General features: G+C 57.2%; 30 protein-coding genes. 3 read left to right on the forward strand and 27 right to left on the reverse strand.

The window, feature by feature from the left end:
* Nucleotides 1-48: 48 nt before the first annotated feature.
* From ACWJJK_RS16820 to ACWJJK_RS16890, 15 genes are all read right to left on the reverse strand, one after another.
* Nucleotides 49-1,686, reverse strand: coding sequence for a tape measure protein (locus ACWJJK_RS16820; RefSeq protein ID WP_454128304.1), 1,638 nt, complete (start codon nt 1,684-1,686; stop codon nt 49-51).
* Between the two features lie 129 nt (nt 1,687-1,815).
* Complete coding sequence (locus ACWJJK_RS16825; protein WP_077728025.1) at nt 1,816-2,373, reverse strand: hypothetical protein; 558 nt, start codon at nt 2,371-2,373, stop codon at nt 1,816-1,818.
* Nucleotides 2,370-2,867, reverse strand: a complete 498-nt coding sequence (locus ACWJJK_RS16830; protein ID WP_077728024.1) for a hypothetical protein — start codon at nt 2,865-2,867, stop codon at nt 2,370-2,372. The genes ACWJJK_RS16825 and ACWJJK_RS16830 overlap by 4 nt, the downstream gene beginning before the upstream one ends.
* A gap of 3 nt (nt 2,868-2,870) precedes the next feature.
* Nucleotides 2,871-3,455, reverse strand: coding sequence for a hypothetical protein (locus ACWJJK_RS16835; RefSeq protein ID WP_077728023.1), 585 nt, complete (start codon nt 3,453-3,455; stop codon nt 2,871-2,873).
* Between the two features lie 221 nt (nt 3,456-3,676).
* On the reverse strand, nt 3,677-4,108 hold the full coding sequence (locus tag ACWJJK_RS16840; RefSeq protein WP_077728022.1) for a hypothetical protein: 432 nt from the start codon (nt 4,106-4,108) through the stop codon (nt 3,677-3,679).
* Nucleotides 4,092-4,370: a hypothetical protein gene (locus ACWJJK_RS16845; protein WP_077728021.1), complete on the reverse strand. Its 279-nt coding sequence runs from the start codon at nt 4,368-4,370 to the stop codon at nt 4,092-4,094. The genes ACWJJK_RS16840 and ACWJJK_RS16845 overlap by 17 nt, the downstream gene beginning before the upstream one ends.
* The gene (locus ACWJJK_RS16850) at nt 4,367-4,639 is read right to left on the reverse strand and encodes a hypothetical protein (RefSeq protein WP_077728020.1); all 273 of its coding nucleotides are present in this window, start codon (nt 4,637-4,639) and stop codon (nt 4,367-4,369) included. The genes ACWJJK_RS16845 and ACWJJK_RS16850 overlap by 4 nt, the downstream gene beginning before the upstream one ends.
* Nucleotides 4,636-5,169, reverse strand: coding sequence for a terminase small subunit (locus ACWJJK_RS16855; RefSeq protein WP_077728019.1), 534 nt, complete (start codon nt 5,167-5,169; stop codon nt 4,636-4,638). Before ACWJJK_RS16855 ends, ACWJJK_RS16850 begins: the two co-directional genes overlap by 4 nt.
* 113 nt (nt 5,170-5,282) lie before the next feature.
* Nucleotides 5,283-5,579, reverse strand: a complete 297-nt coding sequence (locus tag ACWJJK_RS16860) for a hypothetical protein (RefSeq protein ID WP_077728018.1) — start codon at nt 5,577-5,579, stop codon at nt 5,283-5,285.
* The gene (locus tag ACWJJK_RS16865; RefSeq protein ID WP_143735032.1) at nt 5,576-5,935 is read right to left on the reverse strand and encodes a hypothetical protein; all 360 of its coding nucleotides are present in this window, start codon (nt 5,933-5,935) and stop codon (nt 5,576-5,578) included. Before ACWJJK_RS16865 ends, ACWJJK_RS16860 begins: the two co-directional genes overlap by 4 nt.
* Nucleotides 5,936-6,297: 362 nt before the next feature.
* The gene (locus ACWJJK_RS16870) at nt 6,298-8,397 is read right to left on the reverse strand and encodes a cell wall-binding protein (protein WP_454128305.1); all 2,100 of its coding nucleotides are present in this window, start codon (nt 8,395-8,397) and stop codon (nt 6,298-6,300) included.
* Nucleotides 8,390-8,833 carry a hypothetical protein gene (locus ACWJJK_RS16875; protein WP_077728015.1) on the reverse strand — a complete coding sequence of 148 codons (444 nt, stop codon included), beginning with the start codon at nt 8,831-8,833 and terminating at the stop codon, nt 8,390-8,392. Before ACWJJK_RS16875 ends, ACWJJK_RS16870 begins: the two co-directional genes overlap by 8 nt.
* 108 nt (nt 8,834-8,941) lie before the next feature.
* Nucleotides 8,942-9,193: a helix-turn-helix domain-containing protein gene (locus ACWJJK_RS16880; RefSeq protein WP_143735031.1), complete on the reverse strand. Its 252-nt coding sequence runs from the start codon at nt 9,191-9,193 to the stop codon at nt 8,942-8,944.
* Nucleotides 9,194-9,274: 81 nt separating this feature from the next.
* Nucleotides 9,275-9,850: a hypothetical protein gene (locus ACWJJK_RS16885; RefSeq protein ID WP_143735030.1), complete on the reverse strand. Its 576-nt coding sequence runs from the start codon at nt 9,848-9,850 to the stop codon at nt 9,275-9,277.
* A 4-nt stretch (nt 9,851-9,854) separates the two neighbouring features.
* Nucleotides 9,855-11,066 carry an integrase arm-type DNA-binding domain-containing protein gene (locus ACWJJK_RS16890; RefSeq protein WP_077728013.1) on the reverse strand — a complete coding sequence of 404 codons (1,212 nt, stop codon included), beginning with the start codon at nt 11,064-11,066 and terminating at the stop codon, nt 9,855-9,857.
* Nucleotides 11,067-11,619: 553 nt separating this feature from the next.
* Between ACWJJK_RS16890 and ACWJJK_RS16895 the strand changes: the two genes are divergently transcribed.
* Genes ACWJJK_RS16895 through ACWJJK_RS16905 form a run of 3 tightly spaced genes read left to right on the forward strand, consistent with a single transcriptional unit; the run spans nt 11,620 to nt 12,682 of the window.
* Nucleotides 11,620-11,799 carry a type II toxin-antitoxin system HicA family toxin gene (locus ACWJJK_RS16895; RefSeq protein ID WP_454129049.1) on the forward strand — a complete coding sequence of 60 codons (180 nt, stop codon included), beginning with the start codon at nt 11,620-11,622 and terminating at the stop codon, nt 11,797-11,799.
* On the forward strand, nt 11,796-12,374 hold the full coding sequence (locus ACWJJK_RS16900) for a type II toxin-antitoxin system HicB family antitoxin (protein WP_454128306.1): 579 nt from the start codon (nt 11,796-11,798) through the stop codon (nt 12,372-12,374). Before ACWJJK_RS16895 ends, ACWJJK_RS16900 begins: the two co-directional genes overlap by 4 nt.
* Complete coding sequence (locus ACWJJK_RS16905; RefSeq protein ID WP_454128307.1) at nt 12,374-12,682, forward strand: hypothetical protein; 309 nt, start codon at nt 12,374-12,376, stop codon at nt 12,680-12,682. Before ACWJJK_RS16900 ends, ACWJJK_RS16905 begins: the two co-directional genes overlap by 1 nt.
* A 158-nt stretch (nt 12,683-12,840) precedes the next feature.
* On the opposite strand, the gene ACWJJK_RS16910 is transcribed toward ACWJJK_RS16905, so the two are convergent.
* The 12 genes from ACWJJK_RS16910 to ACWJJK_RS16965 form a co-directional block, all read right to left on the reverse strand.
* Nucleotides 12,841-13,494 (reverse strand): hypothetical protein, encoded by a 654-nt coding sequence (locus ACWJJK_RS16910; RefSeq protein WP_077728010.1) that lies wholly within the window; start codon nt 13,492-13,494, stop codon nt 12,841-12,843.
* 301 nt (nt 13,495-13,795) lie between these two features.
* Nucleotides 13,796-14,431: a hypothetical protein gene (locus ACWJJK_RS16915; RefSeq protein ID WP_205780634.1), complete on the reverse strand. Its 636-nt coding sequence runs from the start codon at nt 14,429-14,431 to the stop codon at nt 13,796-13,798.
* 312 nt (nt 14,432-14,743) lie between these two features.
* On the reverse strand, nt 14,744-15,307 hold the full coding sequence (locus tag ACWJJK_RS16920) for an NUDIX domain-containing protein (RefSeq protein ID WP_077728008.1): 564 nt from the start codon (nt 15,305-15,307) through the stop codon (nt 14,744-14,746).
* A 3-nt stretch (nt 15,308-15,310) separates the two neighbouring features.
* Complete coding sequence (hemE, locus tag ACWJJK_RS16925) at nt 15,311-16,378, reverse strand: uroporphyrinogen decarboxylase (RefSeq protein WP_454128308.1); 1,068 nt, start codon at nt 16,376-16,378, stop codon at nt 15,311-15,313.
* Between the two features lie 128 nt (nt 16,379-16,506).
* Nucleotides 16,507-18,129 (reverse strand): AAA family ATPase, encoded by a 1,623-nt coding sequence (locus ACWJJK_RS16930; protein ID WP_454128309.1) that lies wholly within the window; start codon nt 18,127-18,129, stop codon nt 16,507-16,509.
* Nucleotides 18,116-19,198: a 3-dehydroquinate synthase gene (aroB, locus tag ACWJJK_RS16935; protein ID WP_077728005.1), complete on the reverse strand. Its 1,083-nt coding sequence runs from the start codon at nt 19,196-19,198 to the stop codon at nt 18,116-18,118. Before aroB ends, ACWJJK_RS16930 begins: the two co-directional genes overlap by 14 nt.
* Nucleotides 19,195-19,725: a shikimate kinase AroK gene (gene aroK, locus ACWJJK_RS16940; protein WP_077728124.1), complete on the reverse strand. Its 531-nt coding sequence runs from the start codon at nt 19,723-19,725 to the stop codon at nt 19,195-19,197. Before aroK ends, aroB begins: the two co-directional genes overlap by 4 nt.
* A gap of 134 nt (nt 19,726-19,859) precedes the next feature.
* Nucleotides 19,860-22,016, reverse strand: a complete 2,157-nt coding sequence (gene pilQ / locus ACWJJK_RS16945) for a type IV pilus secretin PilQ (RefSeq protein WP_454128310.1) — start codon at nt 22,014-22,016, stop codon at nt 19,860-19,862.
* 77 nt (nt 22,017-22,093) lie between these two features.
* Complete coding sequence (locus ACWJJK_RS16950; RefSeq protein WP_240502357.1) at nt 22,094-22,561, reverse strand: pilus assembly protein PilP; 468 nt, start codon at nt 22,559-22,561, stop codon at nt 22,094-22,096.
* A gap of 103 nt (nt 22,562-22,664) precedes the next feature.
* Nucleotides 22,665-23,309 carry a type IV pilus inner membrane component PilO gene (gene pilO / locus ACWJJK_RS16955; RefSeq protein WP_077728003.1) on the reverse strand — a complete coding sequence of 215 codons (645 nt, stop codon included), beginning with the start codon at nt 23,307-23,309 and terminating at the stop codon, nt 22,665-22,667.
* Nucleotides 23,306-23,890 carry a PilN domain-containing protein gene (locus ACWJJK_RS16960; protein ID WP_077728002.1) on the reverse strand — a complete coding sequence of 195 codons (585 nt, stop codon included), beginning with the start codon at nt 23,888-23,890 and terminating at the stop codon, nt 23,306-23,308. Before ACWJJK_RS16960 ends, pilO begins: the two co-directional genes overlap by 4 nt.
* Nucleotides 23,890-24,951: a pilus assembly protein PilM gene (locus tag ACWJJK_RS16965; RefSeq protein ID WP_077728001.1), complete on the reverse strand. Its 1,062-nt coding sequence runs from the start codon at nt 24,949-24,951 to the stop codon at nt 23,890-23,892. The genes ACWJJK_RS16960 and ACWJJK_RS16965 overlap by 1 nt, the downstream gene beginning before the upstream one ends.
* Between the last annotated feature and the right edge of the window lie 209 nt (nt 24,952-25,160).

The following is a 25,160-nucleotide window of genomic DNA, read 5'->3' on the forward strand; positions in this document are numbered from 1 at the left end:
AACTAGTCTCAACTACGATGCCGCTGAGCAGGCTAAGGCGATGATACGCTACCAGGCCGCGCCCATCAAGCCGGAATCAACATCGACTTGCAGGCCCTTGCTGGACATCTGGTTGACTCGCGCCGGCACGGAGCCATCGATCTTGATTCCGATTTTCGCCTCTTTTTCGCTCATGGACCGCAGCGCTTCCGCCACGATGCGGTCCACCGATGCAGATCCGCCCCGCCCCGTGAACGGTGACGGTGTAGCGACTCTCTCTTGCGGGAAGGGAACAACATTTCCGCCCGATCCGGAAAGCCCGGATGCCGGAGCCGTCAACGCTTTGAGTTGTGGCGACAGGGGTTGCGTCAACAGTGTGCGACGTCGGTCGATGTCCGCCAGCTCGCGAGCGCTCCACGCCAGGAAGGAATTCGGCAGGAGCGGCCCGAGCACCCGTACCTTCCGCAAGATGGACTCGATCAGGCTATCGATCTTGAGCCCGATCGAGTTGGTAATTCGCTCCCATTGCTCCGGCCATAGCGTTTCGAGCGGGTTCCATAAGCCCGTCAGTATGGCTACGGCGATGGTGCCGGCGGTTAATAGCGCCATGAAGGGATTGAGCGACAGCGCTGCCGTGAGCTTGAACACGGCAGCGATCAATGGCCCGGTGATGGTCGCCGCTATCCCCAAAAATCCGAGCTTGATCAGATTGGACCAGCCGCCGACGTTTCCCGCCAAGGTGCCGATGGATCGCCCGACCGCACGGATTCCGCGCAATGCTTCCTCAAGGAAGTCCTGAATCGCGGTGCCGGTCTGCTTCGCCCAGGCCTCCAGGCTGCCATCGGCCGCCATGCGGTTGATGCGTTCGAGCAGATCGGACAGCTTGCCCTTCATCCAGTCGAACAGCCCTGAGTTCATGACGTTCAGCTTGAAGCGGTCCCATTGGTCCCCGATCGCCTGCCACATGAACGTCCAGTTCTTTTGCTGCTTGGCCATCGCGCCCCCGTATTTTGAATTCCAAATGGATTCGAGGGTGCCGACGATCGCGGCGCGGTTGTTCTTGTCGGCCGACTTCCGCATGGTCTGGCCGTTGACGGCGTACTCGTAGACGATCTTCTTGCCGACGGTACTCGCCCGGATCCCGAACTCCTTTAGCCGCTCATTCTCTCCGGTCATGGCATCGGCCACGGCTTCGACCGCCTGCATGACGGGCTTGCCCATCGCGGCGCCGGTATCGCCCAGCGTCCGCAGCAGGCCGTTGGTCGGGTCGAGTCCGTAGGCCCGCATTTTGACGAAGGAATCGGTCACCTCGCCGAGGGAAAACGGCGTTTCCGCCGCGAAATTGGAGACCCACTTCATGGATTCCCGAGCCTTCGCGCTGCTACCCTCCAGCTGCTCCAGGACGGATTGGAACCGCTCGAACTCGGCGGCTGGGTCGACAAAAGCCTTCTTGAACAAGAATCCCGCCCCGATGCCGAGCGCCCCAAGCTTTGCGCCGAGTGACGTCGCCTCGCGGCCGACATCGGCCAGGCCCGTTTTCACGGCCGACAAGCCCGAGAGCCGCGCGAATTTGTCCATTTCGAACGATAGCCGCTTGACGGGCGCGTTCATCGCCTGCAATTGGCCGTTGAGCTTCTTGATCGGGCCGGTGGCCTGATCGATGGTTTTCAGCAGGATCGAGAGACTGAGTTTTTTTCCGGTTGCCATAGTGCTTTTTCCGTAACGTTACGAAAAAACCCGGCACGATGCCGGGTGTTGGGAAGAAGGGTGTCCGGCGTGACCTCCGCTACCGCTACATTTACACGCCGGACACGGCGCAGCGGTACGAGGACTGGGTTAATGCCCGAGATAGCTGGACCAGGCATCTTGAGTTGCAGGATCGGCAGCCGGTGCTCCGGATCCGGCAACAGCGCCGCCTGGATCGGGGATGAAACATTGTTTCGCGGGCGACGGCTTGGCCGCGGTCGGGGCTGCGGCTTCCGGCAGCCGGGTGTCGGAGCGGCCCAGGGCCTTGTCCCAAAGGTCTTGTACGTGGGCGCTCTCAGTTTGAGGATCCGGCGGGGGCGCGCGACGGTTAGGTGCTGGCGTTGCCGGTCCTGCGGTTTGGGGTGCGGTCTGTACCGGATTTCGTTCGGCCGGCAAGCCAAGCTTTCCTTGGAGCCACCCCGGTACCGGGCCGGGGTCCTTTCCGGAAGTCGCGTACAGCAGTGACGGCTTCACGTCCGCGTCGGTCATTTCGACCCAGGCCAAGCGGCCACTGTCGTCCGCGATAAGCTTTTCACGACCCTTGGCCGGGTCGGCACCCAGGCAGCGGAACAGACTCATGCGGCCGTCGGGATGTTTGCGTTCGACAACCAGGTAAGCGGTGTCTTGGGGTTTCTTGATTGTCATCATGCAACCTCATCCCAATCGCCCAGGACGACGGACGGGTTGACGCCGGCCCGGCGCGGGTAGACCTGGCCGTGGTCGCGCTCCCAGGCGCAGATGAGCCGCTCCTCGGCGAGCTCCAGGTCGAACAACGCCTGCTCCAGGTCGAGTTTGCGATCGGCGCGTTCGGCCAGCGGCGGACCGGCTTCGACGGTCTTGTAGTGCTCCGCAATCAGCGCGTGCAGGCGATGTTCCATCGCCTCCGGGAACAGTCGACACATGATTTGCGTCAAGTCGCCACTGGAGCTCAAAAGATCCGACCCCATATACCCCGGATGACAGAACCGGCCGACGCTCAGGTCGGCGTGCCGCCCCTGAGCCCGAACGGCGTCGCTGGCTTGCTTGCAGGCCTCTTCGTACGCCTGGGGCGCGTCCCGAAGCCATTCGATCCGTTCTTTTGTGGCGGCGATCTCGGTGCGGAGTCGCGCCAGCTCGGTATCAAAATTCGTGGGTTTTGCCATGTCTTATTTTCTCCAAAAGCCGAAAATACCGCCCGTCGGTGCCGCCGCGGCAGCCTGTTCAGGTGGCGCATACCCGGCATGGGCTCGACCGACATCGCTGCCGGAATCCGGCAGAGTGGCCTCGCTTGCCAAGCGGGCGGTTTGATTGGGTGTCCGGCGTCCGTATTGCCGCGCGAAATCGCGTAGCGCCGGCAGGCAGGCGCTCAGCGATTCCCATCGCTGGTGCACGCGGCGGTGCTCGGCCTCGAGTTCGCCAAACTGAACCTTTCGGTCGGCGACGGCGGCCACATGACTGAGCCACGGGCTCGGGCTCTCGGCGTGGTGGGTGGTTCCGTCCGTCGTCCATCCAACCGTCTGAACGGTTGCGGGGAACTCCGGGAGCTTTGACGGGCATCCGCGATCAAGCCAGTCGTGGATAAGGGCGCGGACATCCGGCGGAGCCGAGTAGCTGTCTCGCCTCAGTTGGTCGCGGCGGCGATAAAAATCTGAACGGGCCTCGTCTCGGCGCTCCATGACGGACAGGAGCACGGCGTGCGCTTGACGGCTTGCCTCTTCGAGGCGATTCAATTTTGAAAAATTGATGTTCATGGTGGTTTGCGGCCCTCCGGTTCGTTGGATTGGGGACCATTCTCCGCCGGCTGTCACTCGAAGAGAATGGGGGTGCTTTTCGAGTGGAACGAAATCACGGGGAGGGCGCCAATGCTGCCGTTTTCGTTTCAGACTGCACACCGATACATGGTTATCGCAAGCAAATCGGTCATCACAAATGTCGCGCATGCGCGACATTTGCCGGCATCCTGGTACACGCTCTACGAATCGCCCTTGGTCAGTATCGCGTAGATGGCCCCTACCGAATAATTAACCTCCCCGTTCTTGAGCCGGAAAAGCCCGAACAAGTGCTGCTCAATGCCGTCCAGGGTGTCCGGCGGGGTATCGAGACCTTGCAGCCGGCTCCACCGGTAGCGCTTGAACGCGGCGATTTCCTTAAATAAAGACTCCGCTCGGCTCCAAGGGGTAGGCGCCGGGATCAAGTCCGCCGCAAGGCGTACAAGGAGCTTAGCCTTGCGTTGACGGACCGCATCGCGCCAGGAACGGCCAGGAAGCTCCGTCAGGCGCAAGGCGCGCTCCAGGGGTTGCCCCGTTTCGATTGCGGAGCGCAGGCCTTCGCGGAGCCAGTTCGCGACCTCGGGCGTTATCGGCTCGCCGTCGATCAACGCGGCCAGGTCATCGACGCCGAGCATGCCGGCCTCCATCGGCGAGCCACCCCAGCGCCTCGGCGGTCCAATCGCCCCCACGCCGCCGTGCAACGGCCTCGCGCTCCAGGGCGGACATCTCCCGGAGCAGCATCGCCGCCGTCTGCCGCAAGGCATCGATTCGCCGGTCCAGCTCCCGCGCTCCGTCAAGCAGCTCGACGACGACTTCCACCCGAGATCGCGGTGAATTGTGAGGTTCTGCGATTGAGCGCAGGATCTCGGTAGCGGTTTCGATGGGGTTCCGCGTCATTGTAGTCGCGACCGAATCGCGCCGGCCGCGATAGCCCGCAGCGATCCCTGTGCAGCTTCGAGCGCCGCCATGTAGTCACGATGCAAATCAACATCCACATTCTCCAGGTGTTCGATTTCCGCGTTTTGCAGATCGATCAATTCAAGGGCCTTGTTGATTTGCTCATTAAGGGAATCGATACGGGCTTCACGGTCAGGTTCCGGCAGCCCGTGGCCGCCGAGACCGGCCGAAAAGGCTCTGAAGTATGCATTAGCTCCACTGTTTTTCATTTTTCAGCCTCGCTCTTCGGAAGCCACTGGGCTTCATCGGTTAAAACGTCGCAGATCGCGCGCAGTTCCCCGCGAATTGCATCACGGAGCCGGCACTCAAGGGTCCACACGTCCGTGATCGCCGCCAGCTCTGGCGCGGTTCGCGCCGGCAGGGTTTCTACGAGAGCATCACGTAGGGTTCGGGCTATTTGGTGCTGCGCTCGCTCGGATCCTGCGCGGTCGATCAGCTCGCCTGCGCGAACCGCGTTCTCGCGCTCGAGTTTTTCAGCCAGCGCTCGCTCCCGGCGTATCCGCATCTCTGCCAGTTCCGAATTTTGTGCGTCCGCAGTCAACGCCCCTTCGGCCTTGCGGTCCAGGCGCGGGACAAGCGCCTTGCCGTTCTCGCGCGCCCACGCCAGACATTCGTCGAAGTCATACTCATTCGAGCGCCCCCGATTTTTCGAGCGCCGGTGGGGCATGCCCTCGCGGGTCCAATAGGTGACACTCATGGCACTGATCCCGAGCGCCTGCGATAACTCTTTTGCGTTCATGTATATATTACCCGTACTATTTATAAACAACTAAAGTTCTTTAAAAATCAATCACTAGCGTTTGTTCGGCGTCTTGCCGCTCGCACTGAACAGTGTTCAGGAAGGACCCGTGATCAATGCACGTCCGGCCTCTGGGTGTAGTGCACCTCAGCATGGTCGCAGCCCGCTTCCATGGCGACCTTGAGCAGCGCTTCGAGGAACAGCTCGGGACTCGACGTTTCGAAGGCCGCAAGCCCGTCCTGGAACGCGCCGAACAGCACCATCCCGTGCACAACTATTACCGTGCGACCTTGGCGCCGAGCATCGCGTAAGGCGCGCCACACACCGGCATGCTTGGCCATCTTGCGGACCTTGGCGTCATCGACGATGACGCGGCCCATCGGCGTTGACAGTTTGGGTTTGCGTTTCACCGAGATCTCCTTTTGATATTCTGCCGAAGCCTGTGAAGCATCGACTGGACTGCATCATCCACCGAACGCCACCATTGCCCCCCATTGAACTCGTAGACCGATCCTGTTCGCGTATCCAGTAACGCCCTTAACTCATTATCGACTTGGCTCTCTATAGTTATTGGATAGGCGCCGGTCACATCTTCGAGCCCATGGACGCCTTCTCCGCTGATATCCCACGCGATGATCGGCAAACGCCAAACTTCCACCTCCTCCTCCTCGCACTGGTGACTTTCTTCGTAGAGAATGACGGAGAGCAAAAAAAGGTGCTCACTCGTGTTTGGAATCCTCTTGGTACAACTTTTCATTTCGTTCACTTTTCTCTCCGATAAAAAACGTTCTCTGTCCCCACTGTCCCCGCCTGTCCCCACTAATTTTTTATTGGTGGGGACAGCTCAAGGCCACGGCTGACGCGGCTTACATACATACTGTCCCCACTGTCCCCACCAAATAACATAGATATATATATATCGCGGCGACCTACCCCATTTGACCGACATGGCATACCCCTCTCCGTATATATATATGTATGCTGAATTTGGTGGGGACAGTGGGGACAGTGGGGACAGCGGCCATCAAAGCCACGGTTGGCGCGGCTTCCAGAAATTTGCATGTCGCCAAACAGTGGGGACAGAACACCGCAAACAGTGGGGACAGAACACCGCAAACAGTGGGGACATCACGCGACATCCCCCTCGATCAGCGCCCGCCCGAGGACGTATACCCGGCGCTTGACGCCACCAATCCGCCGCTGAGGGGCCAGGCGCAACTTGCCGGCCTCCTTTGTAGTCTCGGCCAGCAGCCCCCGGTCATGTAGCCGCCGCCATATCGTCGCCTCGGTCGTCGCGACGTGGCCGCCCATGGACCGGGCCATACCCTGGACGGCCGCGTACGCCGCCGGACCATCCAGGTACACCCGCACCGCATCCACCCAGCCGATCCGCCCGCCGAGCGCGCGGTCGATATCCGGCCCGCCGTCGGCTCCTGGCACCACCCTCCACCCCCAGAAGTTGGGGCGTTCGGTCGGCGCGCCCTGAGTCGTCACGTCGCATAGGTGGCACGCGCCCGCCGTCAGCGCCGAGCGCAACAGCCCAATAAACTGCGTGACCTCGTCCTGCTCGGACTGGAGGTCGCCCTGTGCGGCGACGGCGACCCGGATCGCGGTCTCGGCAGCCGCGAACATCTCGGCCGCCTCGTCGTCGGCCAGCGCCCCGGCATCGACGGCGTACTGCCGCGCCAGGTCAAGCCCCAGGGCCAGCGACGCGTAGATGTCGGCCGCCCGTGGGTGGCACGCGCCCACCCCGTCGGCGATGGCCCGCTCCCGAAGCGCCCGGAGATACCCCGGCGCCGCCGTCACCCAGTCGGCCATGTCCCCCGCCAGCCAGCGGATATACCCGGCCATAGCCCGCTCCAGCTCCCCCGACCGTGCCGCGCCCTGAAGGTCGCCGAGCACGGCGTTATCTATCGTTAGCCGGCCGACCTCCAGGATCGCCATCCGCGCCCGCAGACTGTGGCCACGCGGGATATCCTCACCAGTCGCGACCACCAGGCCACGCGGATAATAGGCGGGCCGCTGCCGCAGGTCGGCCGTGCGCCGGCCCCGTCCGGACTGGTTGCCGGCGCCCCGGAACAGCCGGTCGGCCTTGGCGTGGATGCGCGCGACATCGGTCGCGGACCCCGCCGGCAAAAAGTCGTCGACCGCGTAGAGGGCATCCTTCGCGGCGAAGGATTTGGCCTCGAGGTCGTTTTCGGTGTCGGCGAAGTTCGCCGGGAAGTGGCGCGCATCAAACCCCCGGCCGAAGTGGGCCAGCGCCACGCCCGCCACCTCCGACTTGCGCGAGCCGGTCGGCCCGGCGATAAATGCGCCGTGGTCGCACGGTGCCGCCGCCCCGAGCGGTGCCCGGTACACGGCGGCCAGCATCACGGCGCCCAGGGCCGGGTAGTCCGGCGCGACGGCCAGCAGGCGCAGGCTGGCGCGGATATCCGCGCGCAGGTCTCCGGCATCCGCCGCGAACCGGTACCGCGACATATGCCCCGACCCGACATCCACCTCGAGGTCGTCGCGGTGCCCGTCGGCCGTGATCGCGCCCCCGCCGTGCAGGTAGACCCATGCGCCGCTGATCTCGCGCCACCCGGTATGACCGTACACGGTCCGGCGGCGGACATCCCGCGATAACATCTGGATGGCTGCGCGGACATGGTCGCGGGTCGAGGGTCCCGCATGGACCACGGCGCGAGCACCCCATGCGACCGGCACCCACGCCATGGACGGGTATTCGGCGGCACGGACCTCGGCCGGCGGCAGCGGCGTACCGTCGGCCAGCCGGCCCGCGAGCCGGAACGTGACGTCCTGCGTCGCGCCGTCGTCGTTGACGATCTCCTCGGCGATCGCTGCCACGAAGTTGGCCAGCTGCCGCCGGCCGTCGTCGTCGACCAACCACAGCCGGCCGTCGTCGACCCGGTACGGCATGTCGACCTCGCCGGCACCGCCGGACGGCGCCGACCGGCCCCGCGCGCCGACCAGGTCGGCCAACAGGTCGGTCGTGGTGGACGCCTTGGCGGCGATGAGCCGCAGCAGGCGGTGCGTCGTCGCCGGCGACAATCGGGCGGACGACATGGACTGGGCGACCCCGACCAGGTCGCCGTAGTCGTCGGTGTCGGCGATCCGCGCCTCGTAGGCCTTGGCGGCCGCGAGGTCGGCGCCGAGATCGATGACGTTGCCGGCGGGCACCGTCGCCGGCGTGACCTCAATCACGCTGGGCAGGTCGCGGTCATCCATGGCCACCCCCCCGAACCGAGATGATCCGACCGCCGGGGGGCAGGTAGATGATGCGGGCGACGTAGTTGACCAGGATGGCCCCCAGCGCCGTGATTACCGCGACCGGCTCCGGCCGGCCGAAACCGCAAATCACGGCGTCGGCAAAACCGGCGACCGCCGACCAGTCGTACCCGGCCGGATCTTCGCCGAACGGCAGCAACAGTTTGCGGCCCGCGAACCAGGTGCCCGAGGCCGCCGGCGGCCAGCCGTCGGAGCCGGTGACCACCACCACCGTCCGGGATCGGTCGGCGACCAGGTGACGGGCATACGGCGGTCGGCGGCGATACCCGCTTGACGCCGCCGTTCGCGGTGATAAACTATTGACGCTACTCTTGTTTTGTTCGTTTCGGCCCGGCGCGGGACCCACCCCGCGACCGGGTTTATTTTTGTCGGGCATAACCCCTCCGTCAGCGGGACGCGATCGTCATCGCGACGATCATCACCACAGCCACCAGGTCGACATCGACGGCGGCGGCCAGGGCCAGGCATCGGTATAGTCGCGCGGTCATACAGCGCCCTCCATCCGTACTTTTCCGCGTTTTTTGAGGCCGTGCAGTTTGACCTGCTCGATCACCTCGCGGCGATAAAAAACGTGATGGCCGATTTTGATGTACGGCAGGCAGTACCTGCCGGTCGACCGCCAAATCCGGAGCGTAGCCTCGTCTACCCGCAGTTCTTTGGCGGCTTCGCGCGGCGTCAATAGGTCGTGATTATTCGCCGCCGACGGCGCGGCAATCGCAGATGATGTGCTGGACATTGATATCTCCCGTTTTGATGGATGACGGGAGATATGTTCACTTTTGTGAGTTGGACTTTGCTCTGAAAAGTCCAACTTTTTTTAGACGCCGCGCCGGACCTTTCTGACTATCTTCCGAATGTAGTCCCAGTTGTTCGGGTCAATCTGTATAGCGACAGCCCGATCACTGCGGTCTGGGTGGCGCGCCAAAATATCTTTTGCTTTTTTTTCCCAGTCGTCTCGAATCTTTTTAGTGCTCTCTCTCTTTTGCCTGCCCCCCTTCGCAGGATTAATTCTCGCAACTATCGAATGCACTACGGCATACCCTTCAAGTCGCGATCGCTCGGAAACGAATATCTCGTTCGCCCTTTCGTCATAGCCGCGTTCCAATAGGTATCTCGCTGCGGCGAATACGCGCCAGGCCGCGCCTGTCAGCGGCGTTGGACGCACCCCTCGGCCGCGCCCCTCGAGATATTTCCGCGACAGGCGGTCAATCTCATCAGGAGGTATGTGGTAGCGCCATCCGCAACGGCCCTGCTCCGGATCGTAGGCATAGGTTTCCAAATCAAAGCGGGTGTACTCTTGCGCGAGCAGGTAATCCCTTGCCCAATCGCGCATGAACTCGATATTCGCCCAATGCTCTTTCGGAGCCTCCAAAATGGATTTCAACGGGTCCATGTCGCTACCCCTCTGCACCAGCCGCAGCGCGCAGCGCATCGGTAACCATCTGCATCGGCCGCCGCAGCCGCTCGATGTCGTGCACGATGTAGCCGGCGGTGACATCCGATTGCGCGGCCCGGTGGTTCAACAACCGCTTCAGGGCATAAGCGGAGATGTCCAGGCTTTCCGCCGTCGTGATGAAGGTTCGCCGCAGGTCGTGCAGCGTGAACCGAACTCCGGATTCCCCGATAATCCGACCGATCCAGTGCCGCACGTCCACCAGCCGGCCGGTTTTGCCGGAAAAGACGTAATCGCCCGTTGCCGCTTCGGCTCGCCGTCGCAGGATCTCTTCCAGGAAGTCCGACATGGGCAACACGTGCGGATCGCTGTTCTTCGTATCGATGATCGCGAAAGTCCGGTCCCTAAAATCGACGGCCGATAGCGGGAGCCCGGCTGCTTCTTCCTTACGAAGGCCCGTGAACGCCAAAAACAAAAAGTAATCCCGGACCGACTCCACGTCGGCATTGCTCTTGAGCGCCCGCAGCTCGGAAACGGCGCGAAACCAGCTCGGCCACAGGTAGGGCTTGATGATGGTGCGTCGCCGGTCGACGCGGAACCAGGATCGCTCACGCGAAAGCCGCTTGACCGGGTTTTCGAGAATGAAGGGTTTTCCGTCGGCGTCACGGTATCGCCCCATGGCGAAGTTGACCAGCGCCCGCAGCACCCGCATGGCGTGATTGGCCCGCGACGGACTCGCTTTGCCGCGATCCTTGTGCCGCCTGGCTACCATCTCTTCGGTGATGTTCGCGATCGGCTTGTTCAACCAATCGGCAAACGAGGTATTCAGCGCCTCCTGATAATCGTTCCGTGTGGATTCCTTCAAGTTGTTACGCGCATCAACGTAGTCATCGAAGACATCTTGCAGGGTGACATTCCTGTGCTTCTCGGCTTGCCGTTCCGCCACCGGATCGTCACCGGTCGCCAGCTCGCCCAGGACCCGCCGAGCTTCCCGTCGAGCATCCATGACGCTCATGCTCTGACACCTGGCGATGGTGATCCGTCGCGGCCGACCATGCTTGACCCTCGCCTCGACAATGAAGGCCTTCGCTCCCGTATCGGTGATCCGAAGACCGAAACCGCTCAGCTTGGTATCCCGAATGAACCGCTGGCCTTTAGCCGGCGGTTCCGATTCCCGAACGATCCGCTCGGTAATCTCCGCATAAGATGTACTCATCTGTTGCCTTTTCATGTAGACGCAATGTAGACAGATTAAGCAAAATTGACTTAGGTAGCAACAGATACCGAAATGTTAACGGAAGTGTCTTACTCCTTGATTTATCGGGCTTATTTCCGGTTTTTGGAGTGTTAACGGAGATTAACGTAAGTTATTGAAAGTTGATAATGTCAAAGACTCAAAATCTGGTTTGGGAAACCAAGTGCGAGTTCGATTCTCGCCCTCGGCACCACTTAAAAAATCAAGACGTTATGAACTCGAAAGCATCAGACAAAAACGGCAAGCAAAAACGCCTGTAGATGCAATGTAGAGAAGTAACGCAGAAATGAGCCCGGCAATGAACCGGGCTTTTTTGTTTTTTCCAAAGAGAAGCTCGAAGATGAGCCAGACTAGCGTATGCTGCTCAAAGCGATGTGATTAGCAACCGTGCAACTAAATTACAGTTGCTAATGTAACCATCGGTTACTAAACTCTGTTTCGAGTCGTGAGTAAGAAAGAAAAACTCATCGAACGATTGATCGCGGTCCCTTCAGACTTCACGTGGACGGAACTCGTGAGCGTCTTGCAACACTTTGGATATCGGCAAAGACAGGGGGATGGATCTCGTGTCAAGTTTGACAACGGCAATCCGAATGACATGATCAATCTACATAAACCGCATCCAGGTTCAATCGTTAAACGCTACACTTTGGAGATGGTCATAGAGAAATTAAAAAACGCGGGGTATTTATGATGAATATGCTGCGCTACAAAGGCTACTATGGTTCCGTTAACGTTAGCTTCGAGGACGGATGCTTATATGGGAAGTTGGAATTTATCGATCCACTTGTTACATTCGAAGCCCAAACCGTACCTGAGCTTTTAAATGCATTCCATGAGGCAGTAGACGATTACATTGCTACGTGCGAAAAACAAGGCGTCAAACCACAAAAGCCCTATAGCGGATCATTTAACGTTCGGATCGGCCCCGAACTCCACAAAGCAGCAGCTCGGGTTGCTAGGTTACAAAAGACTAGACTTAATGAGTTCGTCAAACAAGCAATTCAACGAGCGGTAGAGACGTTTGACGCTAGCGAACGTAACCGAGAAATTCCATTAATGTGTCATAGGTCTCTGGACACGGATGAAATGCTCTCGGCCATTTTCGACTTGCGTTCCGCCCTTCAGAATACACCCGATACACCCGTGCAACTACTTCGGGGACTTGCGGTCTTGCGGAGCACTACCGCAACGATTACTAACGAACCAGAAGATAAGCCGATCATTGTTCCGGATAACTTAGTCGGGTACGCCAGGACGGTAAATTAATGAGCACAGAAAAGCAAGTTGAAACAGAGGAACTAACTCGGTTCGCGTTCTCGCACAAAGAGATTGTCGAAGTATTAATTAAGAAACAGGGAATCCACGAAGGCATTTGGTCCTTATATATGGAGTTCGGGCTATCTGCTGCCAATGTTGGGCAATCCGAAAGCAATCTTCTCCCTGCTGCGATTGTTCCTGTAGTGAAGATAGGCATTCAAAAGGCAGAAAAGTTGACCTCGATTGCGGTTGACGCATCGGAAATTAACCCAGCGCCAAAGAAAAGCAAGAGGACACGTCATTCAACACCCGAATGATGTTGAGAAGTAAGTATTATCCCCCCGACAGAGCCGGGGAACTCCCGATTTGGTTAGAATAAGGCCCGCGCGAGCTTTTTCTAACCCGCCAATTATCCAAATAAAAAAAGTACGGGTAAGTCGAAACTCGGCTGGGGCCATCTCTAAGCAAGCGCCCATCAAGCAATCGAATTGATCAGCCGAATCTTTTCGCCTTGAGTAAGCCGATAAAACCGGCGGAGTTCTTCCATCATCTCGCCTGCCCGCGCTTTTTTCAGATAACGGGTTTCCAATCGAAGGCAATACTTGCCTGCATAATGGTTGGCATCTTCATAGCGCTGCCGCTGAACCTGGTCCAATGCCGCGTCGTAAGCCGGGGCCTCGAATAGGCAATATCGAAGTTCCGAAGGTACAAGACTTTTGCCCTGCCGCTTCCATAGCGATGTGGCGGTTACGAATTTATCCACCTCGGCCTGCATCTCCAGTTCCATCAGCGTCACGCCGCGCTCGACGCCAGCGTTCCATATGAGATAAAGAAAGTGACTGACGCCTTCCACGGCCAAAAGGAAATCGATGAAATTTTCGGAATGAAGACTCACCAGCGGATCATCATCGGTCAGGCGGGCCAATACCGAGGCATCGAGGAAAAGTGCGAGATCCAGATGGTCATCTTGTTGCGAGACCAAGAGCTTCTCTTTGCTTTCGCGAGGATTGATGCTGGTGTCCAAACGCCGCGCGAGGTCCGGATCGGTAATCAAGAAATCCTCCACATCGAGATCAACCTCGATGCGATAGATGCGCTCCAGCAGCTTCTGCAGGACATTCAGGCGCATAATCCTAGAAACGGCAGTTGGACGCGTCCGAGTGTGCGGCGGGCGGGCCGGATGGCAAGCCTGTCCTGAGCTCGGTCGAAGGGCCTGTCCTGAGCCCCGTCGAAGGGGCGCGACGAGGCAGCGAGGTAGTCTCCCGCGATGAGAAGCAACGCCGCCAGGCAGCTCGCCCGCCGTGCAATCGGGTGCGTAGCCTTTTCACCTAAGCGGTGAGATCGGTAGAAGGTAGGACGGTCAGAATTCATGCGGCTTTTCTACTCCTTCTAAAGCGGCCAACTGCCGTTTCTAGGAAGTGGCGCCTCCTTCAGTTGTGCCGGCGACTGATCGAGCCTTGGGCCGGCTCTATGCCCAGTTTCCTCAGCTTGTCAGCCGCGCGCTTGCTGCCGGTTCGAAGCCAGATTTCGTAGAGCCTCATAATATCGGTGCACGAATTCAACGGGGTTCTTTCCCCGACCTCCGACAGTACGTCCACGAACGATTGGAACTTTTCGGAAAGCTCGCCAAAAATCGCGCAGAAAGCTTTACCTCGTAAGGTGCCTCGGTTAAGGTCGCACAGATATCCATAGGCGGTACCCCCCATGGCGATGTAATAGTCGATGTCGACGAGCTTTCGATTGAGGCTGGAGGAAAACAAGCCGGATATCAATAGCGCCACGTCTCCGAGCCTGCGCAGAATTTGATGCCTCTCTTCCATGCTCGCCGCCTCCACGGCTTCAGCGTAGATCAAGGCAAGTGGCTGCAATGTGACGCCTTCGGCGGTACGGGAAAACAGCTTGTCCGCCTGGGTGAAATAGGCAAGCAAGTTGACGATGTAGTAGACGGTGTCCTCTCCGGCATCGACTTTTTGATTCGATAAAGCCGTTGTTACCGATTCCCTGAAGAATTCCTGGACGTTTACATCCGTAATCAAGTTCGCGTCGAGGTTTTCAGGCGCCATCATGTCTAGACCTCCAAAGAGTTAAGATCTACCCCAAAAAGCGACGAATCCGCCCGTGTTGCAAGCCGATCATGAAACTTCTCCTCGAGTATAGCAACTGTCCGTGAGCCTACGCCTCCGGTATGCCGGGAGAAAAAACGGATTATCCATTGGACGACGACGAGCGGTTGCGGTTCTCCTTACCGTGATCGATCAGAGCTTTTGCCCCAATTCAATCAAGGTTATGTCGCTTATCGATAATACAGGCAAAAGCCGGACCATTCGGGCGCCGTAACCCGATGGTGGAACAGCGGACCTATTGGCAGACCGGTTTAACTAACGGCAGGCGGGAGGAAGCAAATTTCTGAGGCAAGCAAGCTTTAACAGGCCGGCGGCACTGATCGAGTCGGTGATTGTGCCGTCCATCACCATGCGCACCGCCTCCAGCAAAGGCAGCTTCTTGATTGTAATAGCCTCCGTCTCTTCGAAGTCCGGTTCGCCCTCCACCAAACCCTCCGCAAGGAACACATAGCCTTCCTCGTCGGTAACCGAGTTCGTGGTATGCAAGTGCATGAAAACACTCCAGTCCTTGGCTATCAGGCCGGTTTCCTCCTTGAGCTCGCGTTTCGCGGTCTCCAGAATGTCTTCACCTTCGGGCGAACCGCCCATGGGAATTTCCCAGAAATAGGCATCGGGCACGTAGCGATATTGGCCGACCAGCCAAGTATTGCCTTCGGCGTCTATCGGTATGATGCCGATAGCCTGACTCTTGAAATGGATCCTGCCATAAATACTCAACCCGCCGGATGGATTGATCACCTCGTCCTCGTCCAGACGAATCCACGGATTTTCGTAGACTTCCCGACGCCGAATCAATTTCCAAGGGTTGTGCTCCGACATAAATCAACGTCCGTGAAATGCGGGACTGAATTCGTGCACGGCTTCGATCATCGCCTTGGCGTGCTCGGGATCGACATCGGGCAATATCCCATGTCCCAAGTTGAACACATGTCCCTCTCCGTGACCGTATTGCTCCAAGACCCGCTTTACTTCGGTGCGTATGGCCTCGATCGGTGCATACAAAGCCATAGGATCCAAATTGCCTTGCAGCGCGACCTTGTGCCCCACTCGTCGACGCGCCTCTCCGATGGGTGTGGTCCAATCCAATCCTAAGGCGTCGAATCCCGTTTCCGCCATGGCTTCCAGCCACTGTCCGCCGCCCTTGGTAAAGAAGATGGTCGGTATGATTTTGCCGCCGTGGCGCCGATTCAGCTTGTCGAGTACGCGCTTGGCGTAAGCCAAGGAGAATTCTTCGTAATGCGCCGCCGGCAGAATTCCACCCCATGTGTCGAACACCATGACCACATCGACGCCTGCGGCGATTTGGGCATTGATATACAGCGCTACGGCGTCGGCCAATTTTTCCAGGAGATCATGGAGAACCACGGGTTGCTCGTACATCAATCCCTTGACCCTGCGAAACTCCTGCCCGCCGCCGCCCTCGACCATATAGGTGGCCAAAGTCCAGGGACTACCCGAGAACCCGATAAGCGGAACGCTGCCGTCCAGATTTTGTTGAATCAGGCGTACAGCATCCATGACATACCGCAAATCGGTTTCCGGATCAGGAACCGACAGCCGGCGCACATCCGCAGCACTGCGGACCGGATTTCTGAAATGGGGCCCCTCGCCTTCGACGAACTCCAGACCCAAACCCATGGCATCCGGCACCGTGAGAATATCGGAGAATAGAATGGCGGCATCCAGACGGAAGCGCGCGAGAGGCTGCAACGTGACCTCGCAAGCCAGTTCGGGCGTGCTGCACAATTTCATAAAACTGCCCGCTTGCTCCCTGACGCGACGATATTCGCGCAAATAGCGGCCCGCTTGGCGCATCATCCAAACCGGGGTCCTTTCGGTGGGCTGTCTCAATAGTGCACGGATAAGACAATCATTTTTAGGTGCATTCATGGCATCACGCAAATCAATGGCAGAAAGATCGGGTTACAGCAATGGGCGTAAAAATCGACACTCGGGAGCAAGACATGGCATTCACGCCGAATTCATAACACGCCTTTAGAACATCCGTTCGATTAATTTCAACGAGCCGAAGAATCAACCGACGAGCTAAGCTCCGCATGCCGCGGCATCATTCGCCGAATCTCTTGGTGAATAGATTTCATTTGTCTGGGCAAAGGCTGACCGACGGAAAGGGGTAAAGTCGCCGTTGCTTCCTTGGCCGCAGGCAGAGTCGGATAGATTCCGAAAAACAGCGGATAGAGATCACTGCTCCCCTTGCGGGAACGAAAACTGGCCAGTTCGCTGCCCGGCGGAAATTGTTTGGCCAGCTTACGCACCGCGTTCAATCGGGAAACGGCGACGATCTGCAAGGTGTAGGCTTCGGGACTTTGATTCATCAGCCATTCGGCACTCTTAAGACCTTCCATAACGATCTCGGGCGATCTCGAACGCTCGCTCTCTTGCGCACCCGATTGGCCCCTCTTCGCCTCAGCTTCAGTTACAGCGCCGGCTGACGGCAAACGGTCCGGCGACATCTCGATCTGCGCCTCCGACATGCTTTTCGGTTCTTCCATGACCGAAGGCGGTAGTGGCTCACGCTGGGTGTCCGGTTCTATCGGCTTATGAGCTTCAACTGTTTTCTTCGCCTCCGCTTCGAACGTACGTGTCGCTGCCATCTCTACCGATTCGCGAATCGGTAGGCTCTCCGACTTTTCGCTCTCGGCTAGCGGCAAAGGCACAGATGACGATTGTGGATCAGTAAGCGGCTCGTCAAGATTCGGGGGCTGGACAGCTTGGGCCTTTTCGGAGTCGGGAGAGACAACGGAGACCATCTCGGGATTTTGGACAACAGGGCCATCGTAAATCTGTTGGTCCGGCTCCGGGATCTGCCGCGAGAACATCAAAAAAAACGCGTAGGCCGTTGCGCCAACCAATAAGCCGGCGCCGGTAAGCCAACCGACCTTAGTCGATATCGCCGCTGTGGCCGATCCGTAGGGAGATCCCAGAATTTCGATCACTTTGCCAGGAATTCCTCGACTTCTGGCATGCAGCCGTTTTACGAAGGATTCCGTAATTCCGTGCTCGGTGACCAATTCAGGCAACGTCACCCTCAATTGGTCCGCGAAGAGTCCGCATTCGTCTTCCGATAGTACGGGAATCTCCAATATAAACGCATCGCCAAGAGCGGATTTGTCGGTGTCGGATTTTTGCGGCATTTCTTCGGTGCGCATTGCGAATACCAAGCACAAGGAAGGATAACGGCCAGCTAACTGCCATAAGGCGTCTAAAAGCCCCGACACGAGCGCGCCGGCATCGTCGAGCAGCAGCACCACGTTTCGACGCTCCTTGGCATAGCTTTCCAGCAAATCGGTCAAATCCGCTCCCGACGATGCCGATCTCGATTTTTCCTGATTTAAGGCGCGGGACAACTCATCGACGATGCGCTCAAAACTCACGCCGGGCGCTGACGTCAAATAGCAAACCGTTGCAAGTGGCGCCAAGCGGGTCTTGAGAAGACGCAAGAAGGTTGTCTTGCCGATGCCTTCCGGTCCGCATACGACGATGGGCTGAGCCAAGTTAACCGCCAAGTGCGAAAGCAAGTCGAACTTTTGTATGCGTGCCGCAGAAATCAGCGATAAGGATTGCCCGCCATGAGCGCTCTCGCGACCGCTGGCGGGCAGTGAAAGCTCAGCCGCGCCCATATTCACTCAAGGTGGCCCGAAGCAACTCGAGATCGACCGCTATAGGCAAAGTTGCCCGCCCGATCTTTTCCGGCAAGATTAGCCGCAGCTTACCTGCCACGTTTTTTTTGTCGACAGCCATCAGGTCCAAATAGCGGTCTACATCCAAATTCGCTGGCGGCGTCACCGGCAGCCGTGCCCGCCTAAGCAACGAAATGATGCGCTCGACGCTATCAGTATCCAGCCAACCCAACCGTCGTGAGAGATCTGCGGCCTGACAGATTCCGATCGCTACTGCTTCGCCGTGCAGATAGCTTCCGTAACCCATTCCTGTTTCAATGGCATGCCCAAAGGTGTGCCCCAAATTCAGTGTTGCTCTCACCCCGGACTCCCGCTCGTCTTCGGCTACAACCTCCGCCTTGTTGATACAGGATCTCTCGATGGCGTAGGTTAGGGCGTCGGCATCGCGGCCCAAAAGCATCTCCAGGTTGGCTTCCAGCCAGACGAAAAATTCGAAATCGCGGATAAGACCGTATTTGATCACCTCGGCCAAGCCGGCGCTAAACTCCCGGTCAGCCAAGGTATCGAGCGTCGAAGTATCGGCCAGCACGCATTGCGGCTGATAAAAAGCCCCGATCATGTTCTTGCCGCGCGGATGATTGACTGCGGTTTTTCCACCTACGGAAGAATCCACCTGCGCCAGCAAAGTCGTCGGAATTTGAATGAACGGCACGCCCCTCTGATAACACGCGGCGGCGAAACCCACCAGATCGCCGATTACCCCGCCCCCTAGGGCGATGAGAGATGCGTCTCGGCTGAATTTTCGGACAAGCAACTCATCGAAGATGACCATTGCCGATTCGATGCTTTTATAAGACTCGCCGTCCGGCAAAACCACCTCGGCGGTCTGCTTGCCGTCTAGGCTCTGTCTGACCCGGTCCAAATAGAGGGGGGCAACCGTTTCGTTGGTAACCACCATGACTTGGCTGGAACTGAGGTGCCTAGACAGGAGTTCGCCGGACTCCAGAACTCTCGAACCGATATAAATTGGATAGCTGCGTTCGCCCAGGCTGACAGTCAGGGTTTTCATGAATTCGCGTTTGCTCGGTTATAGGCTTTCAAGATTTGGCGGACGGCGCTGCGGCTGGAATGCGTTCCCGTATCCACGATGAAATCGGCCAAAGAGCGATAAATCGGCTCCCGCACCCGCAACAACTCTTGTAGTCGCTGGCGGGGATTTTCGGTCTTGAGCAGCGGCCGGTTGGAATCTTTGTGAGTTCTCTCAAGCTGCTTTTCGACCGAACACTGCAGATATACGACGAATCCCCGCCCATGCAGCACTTCTCGATTCTTCGGCAACAGAATCGATCCACCCCCGGTAGCCAACACTATTCCGTCCTCGCAACACAACTCGGCCAAAACTTCGGATTCTCGCCTTCTGAAGCCTTCCTCACCCTCATACTCGAAAATCATAGGGATACAGACGCCGGTGCGATGTTCTATCTCCCTGTCACTATCCACGAATCGGACACCCAAGGCTTTGGCCAGAAGTCGCCCAATGGTCGTCTTGCCCGCTCCCATGGGCCCGATCAAATAAATATTGTGCGTATGTCTCATGCTGCCCGAGGTGAGAAATCGGGTCATCATACCATGTGTGTCGAAAATACCGGGCAGTAACACTCACAGCCGGCCTGAAAACAAAAAGGCGCCGCCGTTTAAGGCCGCGCCTTTGTTTCCAATGTCAGCAGAAATCAGCGAAGGGCGAGATCTTGCTTGAGAACTTTCGGCGTGATGAAAACGAGCAACTCCCTTTTTGTATCTTCGACATTATTTCTCCGGAACATATATCCGATTCCCGGTAGATCCCCGAAAAACGGAACTTTGTCGGTGTTGTTCCGATTCAAGCCCTCGTAAACGCCTCCCAACACCACGGTTTCCCCATTAGCGACTTGTGCCGTCGTTTCGATCTCGCGCTTATCGATTGCCGGGCCAACTGGCGTTTGCTGGCCTTGTTCATCTTTCTTGATCAACAATTCCATCAATACTTGATCGTCGGGCGTGATATGCGGCGTCACATTCAGCTCAAGCACTGCCTGCTTGAAGGTGATGTTGGCCGACGCTCCTCCCCCCGCTACAACCGTAGTTTGATAAGGAATCTCGACACCCTGCTTGATGACCGCCTTGGTCTGGTCCGAGGTAATCAGCCGAGGATTGGAGACTGTTTCGCTACGCCCCTCACGCTGTGCGGCCGATAACTCGAGATCAAGCAAGTAATCGCCCGCTTTGATGAGAGTGAATCCAAGGGCGCTCGCGCCACCAGTCGCGGCGGTTGCCGCGCCCTGAGCCGCGAGATCCACCAGCACGTCGGCGTTGGTCGACTTCTCCCCGCCGGCGGCCGGTTGCTGGAAAATGACGCCGCTTGATCCCGAACCTGCATCTGAAAAGGAATCGGCGCCTCTCCCTTTAACCAGCCTGTTGACCTGAAGCCGACTACCCAAATCCCTCAGAAAATCGTTTCTGGCAATGACGATCCGAGATTCGATCAGTACCTGCCGAATTGGCTTGTCCAACTGGCGAACAAGATCGCGGACTCGCTCCAAATTGCGCGGAGTATCTTTCACGATCAACTGATTGGTCCGCGGATCGACGGTTACGTTACCCCGACCGGATAAAACCGATTGACTCACATCCAGTGTCGATACGGCTGTGGATGCCGACGCACCGCCGATGCCGGCCGGTTGACTCATGGATTGGCTAATCCGTTCAGTGGTGCCGACTAAAACTTTCTTGATATCTTCGGCCGTGGTGTAGTTGATCTGGATGATTTCCGTCCGCAGCGGCTCCAAATCTTCCACGACTTTCTGAGCTTCGAGTTCCTCCTTCTCCTGTTTATTGATTTCTTCCAACGGTGCGACGCGGATGATGTTTCCTTCTTGCCGTTTCCCCAATCCCTTGGACTTGAGGACCAATTCCAAAGCCTGATCCCACGGAACATCGTTGAGCCGAAGGGTTACATTCCCCTGAACGGTATCGCTGGCAACAATATTCAGGTTGGTAAAATCAGCCAGAATTTGAAGAACAGACCGCACCGGAATGTCCTGGAAATTTAGCGTCAGCTTCTCGCCCGAGTACGAGAAATTCTTTTTCTTGATTTCCTCTTTTTCCATTTTGGTCAACGGACGAAATTCCACCGTCAGGACGTTATCGGTCTGGTAAGAGGAATAATCGTAGTCGTCGGAAACCGTCGCTACGACCATCCTCGCATGGGCACCTTCCGTCGTGGCGTCGACGGAACGGACAGGAGTAGCGAAATCCATGACGTCGAGCCTGCGCTCCAATTGCGGAGGCAGACCCGTGTCGGCAAATCTGACAATGACCTTTTGTCCCTCTTCGTGGATATCAACCAAGGACTTAGGATCGCTCAGCGTCACTAGAAGTCGTCCCTCACCCTTTTCGCCACGACGAAAGTCAATGTTTTCAATCCGCCTATCGCTTCCGCCGAGTGGCCGATCCATAAACTGCGATTTTGTCGATGCTGCGCTCGCGGCGGCAATCGGTGCAGTGCCGCTTTGCAGTGTGATAAGAATATTGTCACCGTCTAGCCGGCTGGTGTAGGGCATCATGTTGGTCAAATTGATGACCACGCGGGTACGACCGGACGATTCCACGGCTTGAACACTTTGAGCTCCACCCACATTGATCGGCACTAATTTCTGGTCCAAACCGTTCGTTACGCCGGGCAAATCCAGTGCAATGCGGGCGGGATTTTCGGTATGGAAGATTCTCGGCTCTCTGGCGGGCCCACTTAAACCCAAAAGCAGCTGTAAGTTATCCCCAGGCAGGATCGAAAAATCCACGGACTTAAGTACAAGCCCCTCCGCCTGACTGACGGGCAGATGCAGGGACAAACCGATCAGAATAAGACCCATCATTCTTTTGTATCGCTGCCGTGCGGCCGACGCGATACGGTTACCTATTTCCGCTCTCATTTCTTCTCCCCCACTTCCGCCAAGTCAAGAGACGCTTTACGTTCACGCCATGCCCCGGGACTGTCGGATATGATTTCTACCAATTCGATCAAGTTTTCTTTGATGTTGACGATCTTGCCGAAGTTTTTTCCCATGTGATTACCGACGCGCACCCGGTGAATCGTTCCGTCGGTAGCTTTCACTAATCCCCACAGCGAACCTTGCCGATCGACCGTTCCGACCATGCGTAGCGTATCCAGCTCGTAGGATTCCAGTTCCTCCTTAGGGCGATTGATATCTGGCCGGATGCTACTCGCAATTTTTTCCTCTTCAGTCTCCTGAGCCTTCTCATCGATAACGAAAGGATTTCGCAAATCCTCCGCATTGAATACAAATGGCTCTACTGTCTTAACTTCCGGCAACGGCTCGACTGATCCTTTCTGACGTGCCTTGACCTCTGCAACGTAGGCCTGTAAATCCGTCAAATCGTCCCCGGCGCATCCGGTTAGTCCGATAGCGAGCATCCACGACACGAGGAGTCGTGGATGGCACGGCGGTACCAAAAACTTCAAGTGCCCACCCATAGTGCTACTTTCTTTGTTGTGGCTTTTTAACTTGATTCGCTGGAGCAGGCCCCTCGTCCAGGTAGCGATAAGTCCTGACCAGCGCGCTCATGACCAATGGGTCCTTTGCGGATTTCTTTGCTCCCGCATCCTTGTTGTGGGCTGCGATCTTCACGTTATGTATCGTTACGATTCGCGGTAACGACGCCAGTCCGCTGATGAACGCACCGAACTCCATATAGTCGCCGATCACGCGGATTTCTATGGGTAACTCCGCATAGAACTCTTTGGCGATTTCGGCGCCGGGTTTGAAAAGCTCGAACTCCAATCCGGCCGCTAAGCCGGTTTGAGAAACGTCGACCAATAATTCGGGAACCTGGGTTTTATCGGGTAGCTGCCTGAGCAAATCGCCGAAACTCTTCTCGATTTCCGCCATTTGCTCCTTGTATTCTTCTAGATTTGCGGCCTTTTTTTGCCGCTGCTCAAATTTGTTCTTGAGTTCCAGTTCCTTGCTTTCTTCAGTTTCGAGCTGCGCGATTTGATCCTGAGTGTCCAAGTAGTACCCCAAGCCACTCAGAATTAGGCATAGTATGGTAATAATCGCCACCTTGATCGGTAGCGGCCACGCGCCCGCGTTTTCTATGTCCCAATTGATTTCGGAAAGATTCATGACGGTTTCCTTTCCTGATTGTCCGCCTTATCTCCTCCCTGCTTGACCTGAAGCGTAAAGCGGTTGCCCTGTGCTTTTTTGCTTTCCTTAGCCTCCTGCTTGGTCTCGATGATGTTTAAAAGGGGCTCCCTCATCCAAGGCGAAGACTCCAAATTCCGCATGTAAGCGGAAACTCGGGCATTGGACTGGGCCATTCCATTCATCGTCAGATTGCTATCCAACTGGGTTAAATCCGTTAGATAAACACCTTCGGGAATGGTACGCGCCAACTCATCGAACAAATGGACGATCTCGGGCCGGCTCGCTTGCAATCGCTGGATGACTTCCATCTTGGCGATCAGCCGTTTTTTCTTGGTTTCCAACTCTTCGATTTCCTTGATCTTCTGATCGAGCAGGGCGATCTCGGACTCCAAGTATTGATTACGCTGGCTCTGATAATCGATCATGCTGCCGATGAAATAATGAACGAAGCACAGAATCGCCCCGGTCGATAGCAACGCGGCCAGGGTAATAGCGACGAATTCCTTTTGCCGTTGTTTGCGATGTTCCGCACGCCAAGGAAGTAAGTTGATTCGAGCCATCAGTCCAAACTCCTTAATGCCAATCCACAAGCAGTCATAAGTGCCGGAGCATCATTGCTCAAACTTTGCGGTTTAACGCGCGGCGCGAGAGACATGGTGACAAACGGGTTGGCGGAAGTAGTGGGGATACCCAGAATGCCTTCCACGAAACGATCGATCCCTTGGATCGAGCCGCACCCTCCGGCCAACACGAGCCCGTCGACGGTGCGATGCGAGCTTGAAGACAGGAAAAACTGCAGCGAGCGGCCGATTTGCTGCGCCATCGCTTGTTTGAACGGCTCCAGCACTTCGAGCTGATAATTGTCTGGAAGACCGCCGTGTTTTTTTGCCAAACCGGCTTCCTCATAGGAAAGCCCGTAACGACGCTGGATTTCTTCCGTCAACTGCTTGCCGCCGAATCCCTGCTCGCGGGTATAAATGATGCGGCGATTATGGATCACATTCAGGGTCGTCATGGTCGACCCGACATCAGCCACGGCGATGGTTTGATCCGAACTGTAGCCGGGCAGTTGATCCAAAATAAGATTGCACGCATTCTCCAGGGCGTACGATTCCACATCCACGACTTCCGCCTTGAGTCCGGCCATCTCCAGAGCCGCCACACGATCCTCCACATTCTCCTTACGAGAGGCGACCAGTAGCACATCGACCATGTCCGGATTTTTCTCGGCTTTGCCCTGCACCTCGAAATCCAGGCTCACCTCGTCCAGTGAGTAGGGAATGTATTGATCCGCCTCCAGTTCGATTTGCGCTTCCAACTCGTCATCGCTTAGAGAAGCGGGCATCGAGATCATCTTGGTTATTACCGAAGAACTCGGTACCGCCACCGCCGCGTGCTTCAATCGGGTGCCCGATTGCTTGATGACCGATTTGATAACATTGCCGATGATTTCAACCTTAGCGATGTTCTTGTCGATCACGGCGTCCAACGGCAACGGCGCGACAGCATAGCTTTCCACCCGATAGTTCTGTCCGTTTCTACTCAGTTCCAGCAGCTTTACGGCCGCCGTGCTGATATCGATGCCAAGTAGCGGCGGTCTCTTGTGGTTCAAAAAAAACATCGATGACTTCCTAAACTGGCCTTGACCTCATGCAAGCGATACCGTGTCTTAATGGCGTTTCTCATCGCCCGCTAGACTCTGTACTGTAGTATAGTAGGGATTAGAAGTTTGCCCATGACACGCCAAACACCGATCAACCGTGCACTTCGGAGCTACTATTTGTAGCCGCAGCCTGAAAACACCTTTTTGATTGTCGAGTGAGAACCCGC

Source organism: Methylocaldum gracile, from assembly GCF_053646815.1.

Coding starts and splice junctions, on each gene's coding strand:
- ACWJJK_RS16910 (WP_077728010.1), bottom strand. CDS start 13,494: ATGCGCCTGAATGTCCTGCAGAAGCTGCTGGAGCGCATCTATCGCATC.
- aroK (WP_077728124.1), bottom strand. CDS start 19,725: ATGAGACATACGCACAATATTTATTTGATCGGGCCCATGGGAGCGGGC.
- ACWJJK_RS16830 (WP_077728024.1), bottom strand. CDS start 2,867: ATGGCAAAACCCACGAATTTTGATACCGAGCTGGCGCGACTCCGCACC.
- ACWJJK_RS16890 (WP_077728013.1), bottom strand. CDS start 11,066: ATGAGTACATCTTATGCGGAGATTACCGAGCGGATCGTTCGGGAATCG.
- ACWJJK_RS16900 (WP_454128306.1), top strand. CDS start 11,796: ATGATGAATATGCTGCGCTACAAAGGCTACTATGGTTCCGTTAACGTT.
- ACWJJK_RS16920 (WP_077728008.1), bottom strand. CDS start 15,307: ATGTCGGAGCACAACCCTTGGAAATTGATTCGGCGTCGGGAAGTCTAC.
- ACWJJK_RS16850 (WP_077728020.1), bottom strand. CDS start 4,639: ATGAAAAACAGTGGAGCTAATGCATACTTCAGAGCCTTTTCGGCCGGT.
- ACWJJK_RS16845 (WP_077728021.1), bottom strand. CDS start 4,370: ATGACGCGGAACCCCATCGAAACCGCTACCGAGATCCTGCGCTCAATC.
- aroB (WP_077728005.1), bottom strand. CDS start 19,198: ATGAAAACCCTGACTGTCAGCCTGGGCGAACGCAGCTATCCAATTTAT.
- ACWJJK_RS16855 (WP_077728019.1), bottom strand. CDS start 5,169: ATGAACGCAAAAGAGTTATCGCAGGCGCTCGGGATCAGTGCCATGAGT.
- ACWJJK_RS16880 (WP_143735031.1), bottom strand. CDS start 9,193: ATGTCCAGCACATCATCTGCGATTGCCGCGCCGTCGGCGGCGAATAAT.
- pilO (WP_077728003.1), bottom strand. CDS start 23,309: ATGAATCTTTCCGAAATCAATTGGGACATAGAAAACGCGGGCGCGTGG.
- ACWJJK_RS16870 (WP_454128305.1), bottom strand. CDS start 8,397: ATGGATGACCGCGACCTGCCCAGCGTGATTGAGGTCACGCCGGCGACG.
- ACWJJK_RS16960 (WP_077728002.1), bottom strand. CDS start 23,890: ATGGCTCGAATCAACTTACTTCCTTGGCGTGCGGAACATCGCAAACAA.
- ACWJJK_RS16905 (WP_454128307.1), top strand. CDS start 12,374: ATGAGCACAGAAAAGCAAGTTGAAACAGAGGAACTAACTCGGTTCGCG.
- ACWJJK_RS16835 (WP_077728023.1), bottom strand. CDS start 3,455: ATGAACATCAATTTTTCAAAATTGAATCGCCTCGAAGAGGCAAGCCGT.
- hemE (WP_454128308.1), bottom strand. CDS start 16,378: ATGAATGCACCTAAAAATGATTGTCTTATCCGTGCACTATTGAGACAG.
- ACWJJK_RS16840 (WP_077728022.1), bottom strand. CDS start 4,108: ATGCTCGGCGTCGATGACCTGGCCGCGTTGATCGACGGCGAGCCGATA.
- ACWJJK_RS16965 (WP_077728001.1), bottom strand. CDS start 24,951: ATGTTTTTTTTGAACCACAAGAGACCGCCGCTACTTGGCATCGATATC.
- ACWJJK_RS16875 (WP_077728015.1), bottom strand. CDS start 8,833: ATGCCCGACAAAAATAAACCCGGTCGCGGGGTGGGTCCCGCGCCGGGC.
- ACWJJK_RS16820 (WP_454128304.1), bottom strand. CDS start 1,686: ATGGCAACCGGAAAAAAACTCAGTCTCTCGATCCTGCTGAAAACCATC.
- ACWJJK_RS16885 (WP_143735030.1), bottom strand. CDS start 9,850: ATGGACCCGTTGAAATCCATTTTGGAGGCTCCGAAAGAGCATTGGGCG.
- ACWJJK_RS16825 (WP_077728025.1), bottom strand. CDS start 2,373: ATGATGACAATCAAGAAACCCCAAGACACCGCTTACCTGGTTGTCGAA.
- ACWJJK_RS16915 (WP_205780634.1), bottom strand. CDS start 14,431: ATGATGGCGCCTGAAAACCTCGACGCGAACTTGATTACGGATGTAAAC.
- ACWJJK_RS16930 (WP_454128309.1), bottom strand. CDS start 18,129: ATGGGCGCGGCTGAGCTTTCACTGCCCGCCAGCGGTCGCGAGAGCGCT.